10 protein-coding genes are annotated in these 15,352 nt (G+C 40.1%); all 10 read left to right on the forward strand.

All coding sequences use genetic code 11. The features are described from left to right. The first annotated feature begins 209 nt into the window (after window positions 1-209). The 10 genes from AC1TPB_RS05040 to spoVAE all read left to right on the forward strand — a co-directional run bounded on the left by AC1TPB_RS05040 (window position 210) and on the right by spoVAE (window position 15,306). A complete protein-coding gene (locus tag AC1TPB_RS05040) occupies window positions 210-2,552 on the forward strand; it encodes a glycoside hydrolase family 95 protein (RefSeq protein ID WP_482075508.1) in 2,343 nt (780 codons plus the stop codon). Between the two features lie 28 nt (window positions 2,553-2,580). Beyond that, window positions 2,581-5,391, forward strand: a complete 2,811-nt coding sequence (locus tag AC1TPB_RS05045) for a glycoside hydrolase family 3 C-terminal domain-containing protein (RefSeq protein ID WP_482075509.1) — start codon at window positions 2,581-2,583, stop codon at window positions 5,389-5,391. A gap of 213 nt (window positions 5,392-5,604) precedes the next feature. Beyond that, on the forward strand, window positions 5,605-7,389 hold the full coding sequence (locus AC1TPB_RS05050) for a cache domain-containing sensor histidine kinase (RefSeq protein ID WP_482075510.1): 1,785 nt from the start codon (window positions 5,605-5,607) through the stop codon (window positions 7,387-7,389). Further along, window positions 7,390-8,958: a response regulator transcription factor gene (locus AC1TPB_RS05055; RefSeq protein WP_482075511.1), complete on the forward strand. Its 1,569-nt coding sequence runs from the start codon at window positions 7,390-7,392 to the stop codon at window positions 8,956-8,958. It begins immediately after the preceding gene. A gap of 276 nt (window positions 8,959-9,234) precedes the next feature. Continuing rightward, entirely contained in the window at window positions 9,235-10,128 is an 894-nt protein-coding gene (locus tag AC1TPB_RS05060; protein ID WP_482061811.1) for an ABC transporter permease, read from the forward strand. A gap of 15 nt (window positions 10,129-10,143) precedes the next feature. Further along, entirely contained in the window at window positions 10,144-11,049 is a 906-nt protein-coding gene (locus AC1TPB_RS05065) for a carbohydrate ABC transporter permease (RefSeq protein ID WP_482061364.1), read from the forward strand. A 90-nt stretch (window positions 11,050-11,139) separates the two neighbouring features. Beyond that, complete coding sequence (locus AC1TPB_RS05070; RefSeq protein ID WP_482075512.1) at window positions 11,140-12,843, forward strand: ABC transporter substrate-binding protein; 1,704 nt, start codon at window positions 11,140-11,142, stop codon at window positions 12,841-12,843. Window positions 12,844-13,442: 599 nt separating this feature from the next. Continuing rightward, complete coding sequence (spoVAC, locus tag AC1TPB_RS05075; RefSeq protein WP_482075513.1) at window positions 13,443-13,937, forward strand: stage V sporulation protein AC; 495 nt, start codon at window positions 13,443-13,445, stop codon at window positions 13,935-13,937. Between the two features lies 1 nt (window position 13,938). Continuing rightward, window positions 13,939-14,955 carry a stage V sporulation protein AD gene (spoVAD, locus tag AC1TPB_RS05080; protein WP_482061361.1) on the forward strand — a complete coding sequence of 339 codons (1,017 nt, stop codon included), beginning with the start codon at window positions 13,939-13,941 and terminating at the stop codon, window positions 14,953-14,955. Continuing rightward, complete coding sequence (gene spoVAE, locus AC1TPB_RS05085) at window positions 14,956-15,306, forward strand: stage V sporulation protein AE (protein WP_482061360.1); 351 nt, start codon at window positions 14,956-14,958, stop codon at window positions 15,304-15,306. Window positions 15,307-15,352 lie beyond the last annotated feature (46 nt).

Raw genomic sequence — 15,352 nt, forward strand, 5'->3', positions numbered from 1 at the left:
GGTTGTCACGTAAAATGTTAAATTTCCACATAATCCAGTAATAAAGCTAATTTCTATATGAAAACTGCAATAAAGTGTTGGGTGTTTGTGAGGAAGAAACTGCGCTAATATGAATACAATATATTTTAGTATTGGCTTCCGATGCTACTTTTCATCACTAAGTAGCTGTTCGAGAAGTACATGAAAAGTTATAGGAGTTATTGATCATTATGACAACAAATATATCACCAACTAAATTATATTATGGACAGGCTGCAGCCGAATGGGAAGAAGCTCTTCCGATCGGAAATGGTCGCATCGGTGCAATGGTATTTGGAAATGTGAACAAAGATCGATACCAATTGAATGAAGATACGTTATGGTCAGGCTTTCCAAGAGATACGAACAATTATGAGGCGCTTCGACATTTGCAATCAACGCGCGAGCTGCTAGCACAAGGGAAGTATGCTGAGGCCGAGACGTTGATCGAAAATAAGATGCTTGCAGTAAATGGACAAGCCTATCAGCCTTTTGGCGACCTCAATATTGAATGGTTGAATGCACCTAATGAAGTAGCGCAATATGAGCGCAGCTTAGAGCTATCAACAGCCGTTGCCACAACGGTAGCGGTTCATGGGAATGATACTTATACTCGTGAAGCTTGGGTAAGTGCAACTGATGATGTACTTTTTATAGCTTATCGTGCTCAAGGCGGAGCAGCCCTATCATTGCAAGCGAGTTTTGATCTGCCTCACCCATCGCAGCGAACAGTTGAGCATGATCGCCATATCGTCAATAGTAAATGTCCAACACATATTGCTGATAATTACTTAGGAGATCATCCATTTGCGGTGCAATATGAAGCGGTAAGCGGGATTATATTCCAAGCGCAACTACAAGCTTTCTCAGATGGGGAAATTTCCGTAGATGATAATGGAATTACAGTAGAAAATGGTTCGAATATTGTGTTTGTTATTTCAATTGCAACGAGCTTTAATGGATTTGATAAGCAGCCTCATCAAAACTACGAACAGCTTTCACATAGTAATATGGACAAATTAGCGGCTATATCTGATATGAATTATGAACAGCTTCAGCAAGCGCATATTGCTGAGCATAAACGATTATTTGAGCGAGTTCAATTTCAGTTGAAAGAAAGCGAACCGATGCATCATCTACCTACCGATGAGCGCTTAGAGCTATATAAGCAGGGTGAGCAGGATTTGGCGCTAGAAAGCTTATATTTCCACTATGGAAGATATTTATTAATTACAAGTTCAAGACCTGGTACACAGCCAGCTAATTTACAAGGAATATGGAATCATCGCGTCCAATCACCGTGGAATAGTGATTATACAACGAATATTAATACGCAGATGAATTATTGGCCAGCAGAGTTAACTTCCTTGAGTGAATGTCATGAACCACTGCTACAGATGATCGAGGAATTAACGGTGACTGGTGCCCGTACGGCACGTGTTCACTACAATGCAGCGGGCTGGGTTGCCCATCATAATGTAGATGTTTGGAGGATGTCTTCTCCAACAGCAGGTCATCCAAGCTGGGCTTTTTGGCCAATGGGCGGTGTATGGTTAACGCAGCATTTATGGGAGCGTTATCTATTCCATCCCGATCGGACATACTTAGCCGAGCGCGCTTATCCTGTAATGAAGGGTGCAGCCGAGTTCTGTCTTGATTGGCTTATAGAGGACGAGCAAGGGAATTTGAAGTTCAGCCCATCAACATCGCCAGAGAACAAATTTATATATGGTAATAACGATATTAGTAGTGTTGCCGAAAATTCGGCAATGGATGTTACGTTAGTCACTGAATTGTTCGAGCATATTATTGAAGCATCGCAGATTCTTGACATCGATCAACATTTCCGTGCGAAAGTAGAACAAGCTTTAGCGAAAATGCCGAAGCTACATATTAATGAGGCTGGGCAGATTCAGGAATGGTCAACTAATTTTGCGGAGCAAGAGCCTGGTCACCGACATGTGTCGCATTTATACGGTTTATATCCAGGTACAACGATTAATACAGCTGAGTTTACCGAAGCGGCCAAGCAGTCGTTGGCAAGTCGGATTTCACAAGGTGGCGGTCATACTGGCTGGAGCTGTGCTTGGCTCATTAATTTATATGCGAGACTTCGTATGCCAGAGCAATGTTACTCATTCATCCGTACATTATTGGCTCGTTCAACGTATCCAAATTTGTTTGATGCCCATCCGCCGTTTCAAATTGATGGTAATTTTGGTGGCATTGCGGGGATGGTTGAGGCATTAGTGCAAAGTCATACGGGTATTATTGAGCTGCTTCCTACACTGCCGAGAGAGTGGCCTGCTGGGGAAATTAATGGATTAACGGCGCGGGGCGGATTTAAAGTGGATTTACAGTGGACCGATGGATTATTAATGACTGCAACGATAGAGTCATTATATGGACAACCGTTACAAATAGCATACAACGAACCCATTACAATTACTGATGAAACGACAGGTCAAGTCTTTGCAGCAGATCAAATTATATCTACTACAGCAGGTAGTCGATATATCGTTCAAATAAACTAGTTTAATAGATGATAAGGGAGCGACTCCAATGACAATAACTAACCAATATCCGTTTCAAAATCATACAGTAGCACTTAATGACCGAGTGAAAGATCTTGTATCAAGATTTACACTTGAGGAAAAAATCGAATCGATGGTGCAATACCAGCCAGCAATCGAGCGTTTGGGAGTTGCTGCTTACAAACATGGTACTGAAGCAGCGCATGGCCTAGCTTGGCTAGGCGAAGCTACATCTTTCCCACAGCCGATTGGACTTGGCTGTACATGGGATGCACCATTAATGAAAGAAATAGGCTCTGTTATTGGCGATGAAGCGCGTATATTTTACCAACGTAATCCAGAAGTTAATGGGCTAACTCTATGGGCGCCGACTGTTGATATGGAGCGTGACCCGAGATGGGGACGTACAGAAGAAGCATATGGTGAAGATCCAGTGCTTACGGGAGAACTAACTTCTGGTCTAGTGCAAGGTATGCAAGGCGATCATCCAACTTATTACAAATCTATTGCGACATTGAAGCATTTTATTGGTAACAATAATGAAGTTGATCGTGGTAGCTGTTCAGCGAGTATTGACCCTCGTAATATGAAGGAATATTATCAAGCGGCATTCAAGCCAGCATTTGTTAAGGGCGGGGCGAAGTCGATGATGACGTCGTATAATTCCGTCAATGGTACGCCTACTATTCTGCTTGATGATGTGAAAAAAGTTGTCAAAGAAGAATGGAATATGGATGGTTTTATTGTAAGTGATGCGGGTGATTTACTAGGAATTGTGAATGATCATCATTATTATGATAACTATAAAGAAGCGGTTGCTCATTCGATTAAAGCGGGTATCGATAGTATTACCGACGACAAAGAAAAATCTTGCAATGCGATTCGTGAAGCTTTGGCAGAAGGGTTGCTGACAGAGCAGGATCTTGATACAGCACTTTTCAATACGTTTAGAGTTCGTTTCAAGTTAGGGGAATTTGATCCAGCTGAGCTTAATCCATATGCGAATGTACCGGAGTCTAAATTAATGGCGCCTGAGCATGCTGAGCTAGCTTTACGTGCTGCCAAAGCATCCGTTGTACTATTGAAAAATGAGCGTAACATCTTACCATTACAAGCGGACAAGCTTCAATCGGTTGCAGTAGTTGGGCCTCTTGCTAATATCGTGTTCCGTGACTGGTATGCAGGAACATTACCATACAAAGTAACTGTGCTAGAGGCGGTTGAACGTAAACTTACAGGGAAATCTGTTAGCTTTGCTTCTAGTAATGACATCGTTACTTTGGCGAAAGCATCCACGCAACAAGGCTTTGTCATTGATGCGGACAATGAAAATAGATTGAAACTTGTGGCAGTTAATGAAACGGCTGAACAATTTGAAATGACGAACTGGGATTGTGGTAGCTATACGCTACTTAGCACAGCAACGAATAAACTATTAACAACAGCTGATGATAAGCATCTAGCAGCCAATGCAGATGAAGCATTCGGTTGGTTTGTTAAGGAAGTTATTCGTTTGAAGGAAGAGCAGGATCAATTATACAGCATTCAATCTTGGAATAATAAAGCGATTAAATTACCACAAAGCATCGGTGAAGTTATTACTGTTGATGAAGAAGCAGTATCGACAGCGGATGACCAGTTGCTTATTGCAGTAGTGAAGGATGGCATGGAGGAAGCGAAGACACTTGCTGCCAACGCTGAGCAAGCGATAGTCGTTGTCGGTAACAATCCGCTTATTAACGGTAAAGAAGAGATCGATCGTCCTAGCTTAGAGCTTGCGGCAGATCAAGTGAAGCTAATTGAAGAAGTGCTTGCGGTTAATCCGAATACAGTTGTCGTTATTGTGGGTGGATATCCATTCGTCTTAGGAGACTTAGCAGATAAAATTCCAGCAATCATCTATCTTTCTCATGCAGGACAAGAGCTAGGTAATGCTGTAGCGGATGCATTGTTCGGTGATTATTCTCCAGCAGGTCGCTTGAATATGACATGGTATAGGGGTGAGGAGCAGCTTACAGATTTGCTTGATTACGATATTATGAAGAGCAAGCGTACGTACTTATATCTTGAAGATAAGCCGTTATATCCATTTGGACATGGTCTAAGCTATGCCAGCTTTGTTTATAGTGACTTCAATGTAGCAACGACATTCGATGCAGTGGGGCAATTGGAAGCTACCGTTGCAGTTAGCAATACTTCATCTATTACCGCTGACGAAGTTGTACAAATCTATGTGACGGTAACAGGCTCGCGTGTGAAGCGTCCTATTAAGAAGCTTGTTGCTTTCGAGCGAGTTACATTACAGGCTGGCGAGACTAAAGTACTGACATTACCGATTCATATCGATCAATTGCAGATGTGGGATGTCACTAGAGATCGTTTTGTACTTGAACAAGCAAGCTACAATTTCCAAGTTGGTTCTACCTCTGCCGATATTCGTGTTGAGCAATCAAATGAACTGGCAGGTGAAGTGATTCCTGCTCGTAATCTTACGGTGTGGACACGTGCTGAAAATTATGATCAATATACAAGTGTATACTTGGATGAATCCAAGGAAGGGACAACTTGTGTAAGAGCAGTAGGCGAACAAGGTTCAATTGTATTTGAAAATGTAGATAGCAGTTTACCTCATGCTCAGCTTCAAGCAAGAGTAGCGGGCGGTGAAGCTGGAGGTCAGCTTCAAGTGAAATCTAAAGGTGCAGTCGTTGGTTCTGTTACTGTAGCTCCTTCGGGCGAGCAACAATGGTCTGATGTTGTATTAGAGCTACAAGCAATGAATGATGATTTGGAAATTGAGTTGCTAGGCTCCGTGAAAATAAGTGGCTTCAAGTTAATGTAAGTGCAAGTTCGCTTCAGCTTCGATGTCGAATATGCTACGAAGCTTAATCATCGTTATCAAAGTCCGCTTTTTGAACTACCCCTAAAGTAACCCATTGTGTAACGGAGCTCCTTCGTTACACAATGGGTTATCGTTTTATTCAACCTATGTTATGATACGATAGTGTTTGTATAGGATCATATTATATACTTCATCAAGTGAGGATTAGAAATCATGCTATCAAAGTTTCTTTCTCGGCTAGATAATGTACGTATTAAACAAAAGCTATTTATTTCATTTATTGTTGTTGCCTTTGTACCAATTATTATTGTAGGTGTATACCTTACATCACAATTTCGCCAGCATGTACTTGAGCAAGCAACAGAGCAATCGCATAAAAATGTTGAACGTATTAAGCTGCAATTGGAAAGTACGATTCAACGACCCATTGATATTTCTGGCATACTGATGAGTGATACGAATCTTTCTAACGTCATTAACACGCAATATGAAAATACTTATGAAGTATTTAAAGCCGTTCAAGGATACAATGATTTCCGTGAATATTTGAAGCTTTATAATGAAATAGTGAACATTAAATTTTATACAAGCAATAATTCATTGCTAGATAACTGGGAATTTATTCGACTTACTGATCAAATTACCGAAAGTTCGTGGTATAACTATACGACTCATAGTGGACATATTTATTGGGGATTCATTACTGACGAAACAAAGAAACATCAGTCCTATCTTTCGCTAATAAGAAAGGTAGAATTTCCGTTATACCGCACAAATGGTGTTCTTGTTATGACGATATCACCTGAATTGTTGAACAATATTGTACGTCAGGAAACATTTGATACGTATATTATTGATAGTTCAGATACAATCGTGGCAGCAAAGGATAATCGGCTCGTAGGACAGAAAATATCAGAATTAGACTTTGCAAGTGAACGCATCAATTGGGGGGTTGGGCAATACGAGATGAAAGTAGACGGGCAACCGTCCAACATTATTGTGGAGGAGCTGTTACCGCAGTATAGTCAAAATAGTTTGAAGATCATGTCGATTTTCAAAATTGATAGTATAGTTAGTGGGGCGAATCGTATTTCCTACCAAGGGTTAAGCGTTATGCTAATTAGTATTCTTATTTCAATGATTTTGATCTATGCTACCTCCTCACTACTATCCAAACGAATTATGGCGTTGAATCGTCATATGAATAAAGTAGGTACAGGTGATCTAACTGTTAACTCTGACATTTCCGGAAATGATGAAATAGGTTTGCTATCTCGTCAGTTTAATAATATGGTTAGTAATATACGGACGCTAATGGATCGTGTTCGTGATAGTGAGAATCAGAAATCTCAACTAGAGCTGAGACAACGAGAAATTAAACTGAAAATGATGGCAAGCCAAATCAATCCGCATTTTCTATTCAATGCGCTAGAGTCAATTCGGATGAACGCCCATATGAAGGGCGAAAAGGAACTTGCAAGTATTGTTAGAATGCTGGGCAGAATGATTCGGAAAAACTTAGAAGTAGGAACTGGTTCAATCTCGATGGCTGATGAGCTTGAAGTCATTCGTTGTTATCTTGAAATTCAAAAGTTCCGCTTCGGCTCTGAGCGTCTAGCGTTTACATTTGATGTTGCTGAAAGTGCATTAGAACAAAAAATACAGCCTTTATTAATTCAACCGATAGTAGAAAATGCTGTTGTACATGGATTGGATCAAGTTGTTGTAGACGGGAAAATTAATATTTCAATTCAGTATAATGCACCGCTATTGAGAGTGGTTATTACCGATAATGGACAAGGTATGAATATCGATAGATTACAGCAGGTTATGAGAGCAATAAGTGAACCAGAGGAAGAAAACGGGTCTCGTATTGGGCTAAGAAACGTACATCAAAGATTAGTTATGACATACGGAGTTGGAGCTGGATTACACATAGATTCTAAGCTAGATGAAGGGACTTCCGTTTCATTTGCAATCAATATGGAGGAGAGTTAGATGTATAAAGTAATGATTGTTGATGATGAACCAATGATTAGACAAGGGTTACAAACATTAATTGAGTGGGAACAATATGACTTTAGCGTAGTTGCCGTTGCTAGCAATGGAGTAGAAGCGCTTGAACGATATAAGGAACATACACCTGATCTTATTCTAATTGATATTCGGATGCCGTTAATGGATGGCATTCGGACGATTGGCGAGCTGCGGCAATTAGGAGCCAAATCACGAATTTTAATATTGAGTGGTTATGGAGAATTCCAATATGCTCAGCAAGCGATTCGTTATAAAGTAGATGGTTATGTATTAAAGCCAATTGATGAGAATGAGCTAACGCTTTATATTGAAAAAGTTAGTAAAGAACTGAAAAAATCGCAGCATGAAGCCGTTATTAGTACGCAAACCTTAACATTACTGCGCGAAGAGTGGTTGAAGGGTTTTGCGGAACATGAGCTGCAGGAAGTTGAATTAAGTACAGAAAATTGGCAACGTCTATTTACGGCTCCATTTACAGAAGCGAATATTATTTTGCTTGATACGTATAGTCGGGAACATTCATTAACGGCTCGTAACGTCGTTAAGCAACAGCTTGTCAGCTTTGTTGAAGGGCAGCAGTGGGGCGTTGTGTTTTCGACAGATGCTTATATCGGTATTTTAATACATCAGGTGTCGATGAATCAGTCGAAAAGAGAGCGTTTGAATCATATTATTGAACGAGCTTGCGAGCAAAAAACGCAATATGTTGCGATAATGAGTGGAGCCTACACGGAATTAATGCCATTGTACGAGGAGCTTGTTGAATTAAAAGCTACATTGAAAAATCGCTTCTTTATGCATGCCAATGCCTTGTTCGAGCTTTCAGAAATCGTTCGTTTCGATAAGAGTGGTCATTCAGAGCTTCCGTTGTCGGAATTTATTGATCAAATGTCGCAAAAATTGTTCTATGTTATCGATGTTGGCAACAAGATAATGTTAGATGAGCTGCTGGATCAAATAGCTGCTACGTTGAGAAAATATTGCGAAACAGAGCAACAAATGAAATCGAGCTGGGCACAGTTGTTAACGATGGTCATGAATCGAATCTCGGCAATGCATCCGCAATTGGCGCTGGAGGATGATTTAAAGCTTGTCACTCAGCTTTATTTGACTCATCATTATCATCTTATGTTAGATCAATTGAAGCTCCAACTCACTTCGTTAATGAACCGTTTAACGATTACAGAAAGCACGAATACAAATGTTATGAAGCAAATGATCGATTTTATTGATCGGAATTTTGCCGATCCTTTGCGCTTAGAGACGATGGCGGAGCTGTTCAATTATAATAGTGGCTACTTGGGGAAAATGTTCAAAAGCCATACAGGGGATAGCTTTAATACTTATTTGGACAATGTGAGAATTGAGCAAGCGATTACGATGCTACAGGAAGGCTACAAAGTACATCAGGTGGCTGAGCGTGTAGGCTACGCCAATGTAGATTATTTCCATAGTAAGTTCAAGAGGTATAAGGGTGTCTCCCCATCGGCATACAAACCTAGTACTATAAGTAAAAAATCAAGTGAGTAATAATTATTTTAGGGCTAACACATAGTTAGCTCTATTTTTTTTGTGTTGAAAACGCTTTGATTTATATAAAAACACTAATTATTAATGTAAAAGTCGTTTTTTGATATGATTTTATAGCAAATTTGTATGGTGTTATCACTATTTTATATCGGCTATTATAAAACTATAAACGAAGCAGTCAGAAGGATTATTGTAGTAGGAGGAAGCCGAATGAAAGAACAAGCAACAGATACAGTGAACGTTATTGGTGTAAGCAAAGGGAAAAAGTTTTGGCAAATGATGCTTCAACAAAAATATTTGTATCTAATGTCTATGCCATTTGTTATATGGGTCGTTATATTCAGTTACGTTCCAATTTGGGGATGGCTGATGGCCTTCCAAAATTATCGACCTCGAAATTCAATTATGAATCAAGATTGGGTCGGACTTAAACATTTTATTGAACTGTTCACAGATGAGCGCTTCTACTTAGTATTACGTAATACATTAGCCATGAGTTCAATGGGCTTGATCGTTAGTTTTACAGTGCCTGTTATCTTTGCACTATTACTTAATGAATTACGCCAACAATTTTTCAAAAGAACGATTCAAACGATTGCCTACTTACCTCACTTTGTATCATGGGTAGTCGTATCAGGTATCGTTACAAAAATGCTATCTACGGATGGCGGAGCAATTAATGATGTTCTAATGAGTTTACACATTATAGATCAACCGATTCAATTTATGGCCAAAGGAGAATGGTTCTGGTCTATTGTAACCTTTGCAGATGCTTGGAAAGAAACAGGCTGGAACTCTATTATATTTTTAGCGGCAATGTCTGGTATCGATCAGGAGTTGTACGAAGCATCAACAGTTGATGGAGCAGGACGCTTTAGAAAAATGTGGCATATTACATTACCAGGTATTAGAACGACATTTATGGTACTATTCATTCTTTCTATCGGTCATCTTGTTAGTATTGGCTTCGAGAAGCAGTTCTTACTCGGCAATCCGCTCGTCAATGATTATGCGGAAGTCATCGACTTATACGCCTTGAATTACGGTATTAATTTGAGTAGATATTCTTACGGTACTGCGATTGGTATTTTCAACTCTGTAGTTAGTATCATTCTCGTATTCCTTGCAAACTTTATTTACAAAAGGGTTACGAAAGAATCTATCATCTAGAGGAGGGAATATGAGATGAGTTCAAAAACAAGCAAGCTAATGAAAACAAGTATCGGTGACAAAGTATTTGAAACAGTCAACGTTGTTATTATGTTATTGGCAGGAATCATTACACTGTACCCGTTCCTAAATGTGCTAGCGATTTCATTGAATGACTCAGTAGATACGGTTCGTGGTGGCATTACGATCTTCCCACGCGAGTTCACATGGGAAAACTATATAACTATTTTTTCATATGATTCACTAGGTATTGGTCTACGCAATACGCTAATTAGAACGATAGCAGGTACTGGAATTGGTGTACTTACCGCTTCGATGCTTGCCTACACACTAAGTCGTATTGATTTCCAAGCTAGAAAATGGTTGTCACCGATGTTCGCAATGACGATGTACTTCTCTGGTGGCCTAATTCCGGGGTATATGCTAATGCGTCACCTTGGTCTAATTGGTACATTTGAAGTGTACTTATTACCAGCATTACTAAGTGTATGGAACGTATTTATCGTTCGTTCTTACATTGATGGACTGCCATTAGCGCTGCAAGAATCAGCAAAAATTGATGGTGCTAATGACTTAACAATTTTCTGGAAAATCATTTTACCACTATGTACCCCAGTACTTGCAACGATCGCGTTATTCATTGCAGTTGGTCACTGGAATGCATGGTTTGATACTTATCTTTATAACAGTCAGAAGCCGCAATTCACAACATTGCAATACGAATTGATGAAAGTGCTTCAATCAACGCAGGCATCGACGAATTATCGTGATCCGAATGCACAACAAGCGATTGCCGCGGTATCACCAGAGTCGATTAAAATGGCAATTACAATCGTCGTAACTTTACCCATTTTGTTCATCTATCCATTCTTACAGCGTTATTTCATCAAAGGGATGACATTAGGTGCAGTAAAAAGCTAGTTTTTGCTTGATATTGTCGAGATGCTTTTACAAATGTTCAAGCATCTCGTAATATAATACACACAGATAGATAAAGGGAGGCAGTTATTAATGAAGAAAGTTAAAATAGGTCTTAGCTTATTGCTAATGATGACGATGTTATTTTTAGCAGCTTGTGGTAGTAATGGTAACAGCACGAATACTCCTAACGCTACGAACAATGCCGCTACGGGTTCCGGTGAAGAAGCTATTGAGCCCATGACGATTCGTCTTGTATCTGGTGACGTGAACCCAGACTGGGACAAAATGCAAAGTGACATTGGTAAAGTTATTCAAGAAAAAACAGGCATGACTTTAGAAGTAGACTTTCCAGTAGGTGGTTCTGATGCAGATATGTTCGCTTTGATGGTTGCTAGTGATGAGTATCCAGATCTAGTTATGCCAAAAGGTAACACGAATAAATTGGTAGATGCTGGTGCGCTTCTTGACCTTCGTCCATTACTTGAAGAGCATGCTCCTAACTTGATGAAAGTATATGGAGAATATATTAATCGTCTTGTATACAGTGCATCGGATGATTCCATTTACACATTGCCGCTTGATGGGGTAGGTCAAACATATTTTGAATCTGGTGGTGGTTTCCAACTACAACATCAAGTATTAGAATCTCTTGGCTATCCAGAAATTAAAACGGTTAAAGATTATGAAAACGCAATTACAACATATATCGAGCAAAATCCAACAACTGAAGATGGTCAACCTCGTCTTGGTCTTTCCTTGAACGGTGGAGAATGGCAAATTCTTATTTCTGTAACTAACCCTGCATTTTATGCAACAGGCGCACCAGATGATGGTGAGTACTACGTTAACCAAGAAAACTATGAAGTTATAATGCACTATCAACGTGCTGAAGAAAGAGAATATTTCCGCTGGTTGAATCATATGAACGATATTGGTCTGCTTGATCCGGAATCTTTCATTCAAAAATATGATCAATACAAATCTAAAATAGCTTCTGGTCGTGTTCTAGGTATTATCGATCAAGATTGGGACTATGCTGAAGCTGAAAATGCGTTGAAGGCTGAAGGTAAATTCGGTGCAACGTATGCACGTTTCCCTGTAACTTTAGATGAAACGTATCAAAGTGCAGCATTCCAAGGTACTGGCTACTTAGCGGGTTACGGTGTCGGTATTACTGTTGATGCAAAAGATCCAGTTCGTATTATTAAATTCCTTGATTACTTAGCTTCTGATGAAGGTCAAGTACTTGTTAACTGGGGTATCGAAGGTGTTCACTATACAGTAGATGCTGACGGCAAACGTTCAATTCCAGCAGATGTACAGGATCGTAAAATTAACGATGCTAACAACTTCAAAAAAGAAACAGGTATTGCTAACTACTGGTTGTCTGCACGTTATGGTGATGGCGTTCTAGATCCATCTGGCAACTACTATACGACGAACTTCCCAGAACAAATCGTAGCACGCTACTCTGAAGCAGATCAGAAAACTTTAGCGGCTTATGGTGCAACAACATATAAAGATTTATGGCCTGCTGATGATGCATTTCCAGAGCGTAAATATGGTGCTGGTTGGACAATCAACTTCGATACAGCGTCTGATGCAAATGTCATCTTCCAAAAATCTCAAGATTTGATGAAGAAATATATTCCAAAAGCTATCCTTGCAAGTCCAGCTGATTTCGACAAAGTTTATGATGAATTTATGGCTGAGCTTGATAAAGTTGGTGTAAGCAAAATGAACGAGGAATATTCTAAACTAATTAAAGAGCGCGTTGAGATGTGGTCTAAGTAGTACGAACACTTTACTTATAATGCGTGTTCAAAACTAACTTTCATAGACAAAGGAGCCCAGCAATGGGCTCTTTGTCGTATTACGAACGTAATGAGCATGTCGTCTAACTTGAAAAACTGCTGTCATGTATTAATGGGTCATCCATTAGTATAGGGGAGCAGTTTTTTTCTTGTAGTGAAACTTTAGTGCCTCTGGTAAATAAGTCAAATTCATTTACATAGAACTTGAGATTTTGTGAACAATATAACTAATCATAAATAATTGCTTCCGAAGCGACTTTTCAATGCGAAGAAGTTGTGCCAAGAGGCGATATGAAAAGTTTAGCGTATGCTTCCGTAGCAACTTTTCAATGCGAAGAAGTTGTTCGAAGAAGTGATATGAAAAGTTTAGCGTATGCTTCCGAAGCAACTTTTCAATGCGAAGAAGTTGTTCAAAGAAGTGGTATGAAAAGTTTAGCGTATGCTTCCGTAGCAACTTTTCAATGCGAAGAAGTTGTTCCAAGAAGTGATATGAAAAGTTTAGCGTATGCTTCCGTAGCAACTTTTCAATGCGAAGAAGTTGTTCCAAGAAGTGATATGAAAAGTTTTAGGAGGAATGATATGAGCAAGCAACGAAAACGCAGCGTTACAAACTATTCAAAGTCAAATATGAGCTCGAAAGAGTACCAAAGCTTCGCTAAAACACAAGAACCACCTCGTACAATACTTAAAAATTGTTTGATGGCGTTCATCATCGGTGGAGCAATCTGTTTGGTAGGTCAAGGCGTCACAGAGCTATATATGTACTTCTTCAAAATGACTTCAGAAGAAGCAAGCAACCCTACCGTAGCTACATTAATTCTCGTATCTGTTATTTTGACTTCACTCGGCGTATATGACAAATTTGCACAAATCGCTGGTGCAGGCTCAGCAGTTCCCGTTACTGGCTTTGCGAATTCAATGGCTTCAGCGGCAATCGAGCATCGCAGTGAAGGTCTTGTACTAGGAGTCGGCAGTAATATGTTCAAGCTTGCTGGTTCGGTCATTGTATTCGGAACAGTAGCGGCATTTTTCGTGGGAATTGCCTACATCGTACTAGGTATAGGGGGACATTAATATGTTGCGAGGACAGCAGTCTTGGTGGTTTGAGAAGGCACCGAAGATTATTAGTACAGCAACAGTGGTAGGACCATTGGAAGGGTTAGGTCCGCTTGCTGATACTTTCGATGTTATCCATCCCGAATTGGATATGAATGAGAAAACATGGGAAAAAGCAGAACGATTAATGCTTAATCAAGCGACGCAAAAAGCGTTATCGAAAGCGAACTTGCATGCTTCTGATCTACAAATCTATGTTGGTGGAGATTTATTGAATCAAATTATTACAAATAGCTTTGTTGCAAGGGAGTTAGCGATCCCTTATCTGGGTGTATTCGGTGCATGCTCTACGTCGATGGAATCATTAGCGATCGTGGCTCAGCTAGTAAGCAGTGGTGCTGTGAACTATGGAATGGCAGCTACAAGCAGTCATAATGCTACCGCTGAGAAACAATTCCGCTATCCTACGGAATATGGTGCACAGAAGCCGCCAACTTCGCAAAATACAATTACTGGATCAGCGGCAGCCGTTGTTAGTCTGCAAGGTGAGGGACCAATGATTGAAGCGGCGACCATTGGCAAAGTGATCGATCTTGGAATTACAGACCCATTTAATATGGGAGCGGCGATGGCTCCAGCTGCAGTAGACACCATAATTGCTCATTTCAACGATTTGAATCGTTCTCCGCTAGATTATGACCTTATTATTACAGGTGATCTGGCTAGTGTCGGACATCCGATTGCCAAAGAGTTATTGCTGAAAAATGGTGTACCGATTAATCAAACATGCTTTGATGATTGTGGACTTCGCATTTATGATATTGAGCAACAGGATGTCCAAGCAGGGGGTTCTGGTGCTGGGTGTTCTGCTGTAGTTACGTACGGTCAAATTATGCAGCAACTTACAGAAGGTAAATTAAAACGAGTGTTAATGGTCGCAACAGGGGCGTTAATGTCACCGATTTCCTTCCAACAAGGCGATACGATCCCTTGTATTGCTCATGCTGTTGCGTTGAAAGGAATGGGGGTAGAGTAGATGATTTATTTGTGGGCATTTGTAGTTGGTGGGGCGATATGCGTCATAGGGCAATTGATGTTTGATGTTATGAAATTAACACCGGCTCATACGATGGCAACACTAGTTGTCATAGGGGCAATTGTAGATGGTTTTGGGTGGTATGAACCATTAGTTGAGTTCGCAGGAGCAGGAGCGACGGTTCCAATAACGAGCTTTGGTAATGCACTTGTTCATGGTGCATTAACAGAGTTGTATGATGTAGGCTGGATTGGTGTTATATCAGGAATATTCAAAGTAACGAGCGCAGGTATTTCGGCAGCGATTATATTTTCCTTCTTAGCGGCATTATTTGTCCGTCCCAAAGGATAATCGTCACAACATAGTAGAAGGCTTCCTCTAACTTACGCGTAAGCAC

The sequence above is a fragment of the Paenibacillus sp. Y951 genome, assembly GCF_056786395.1.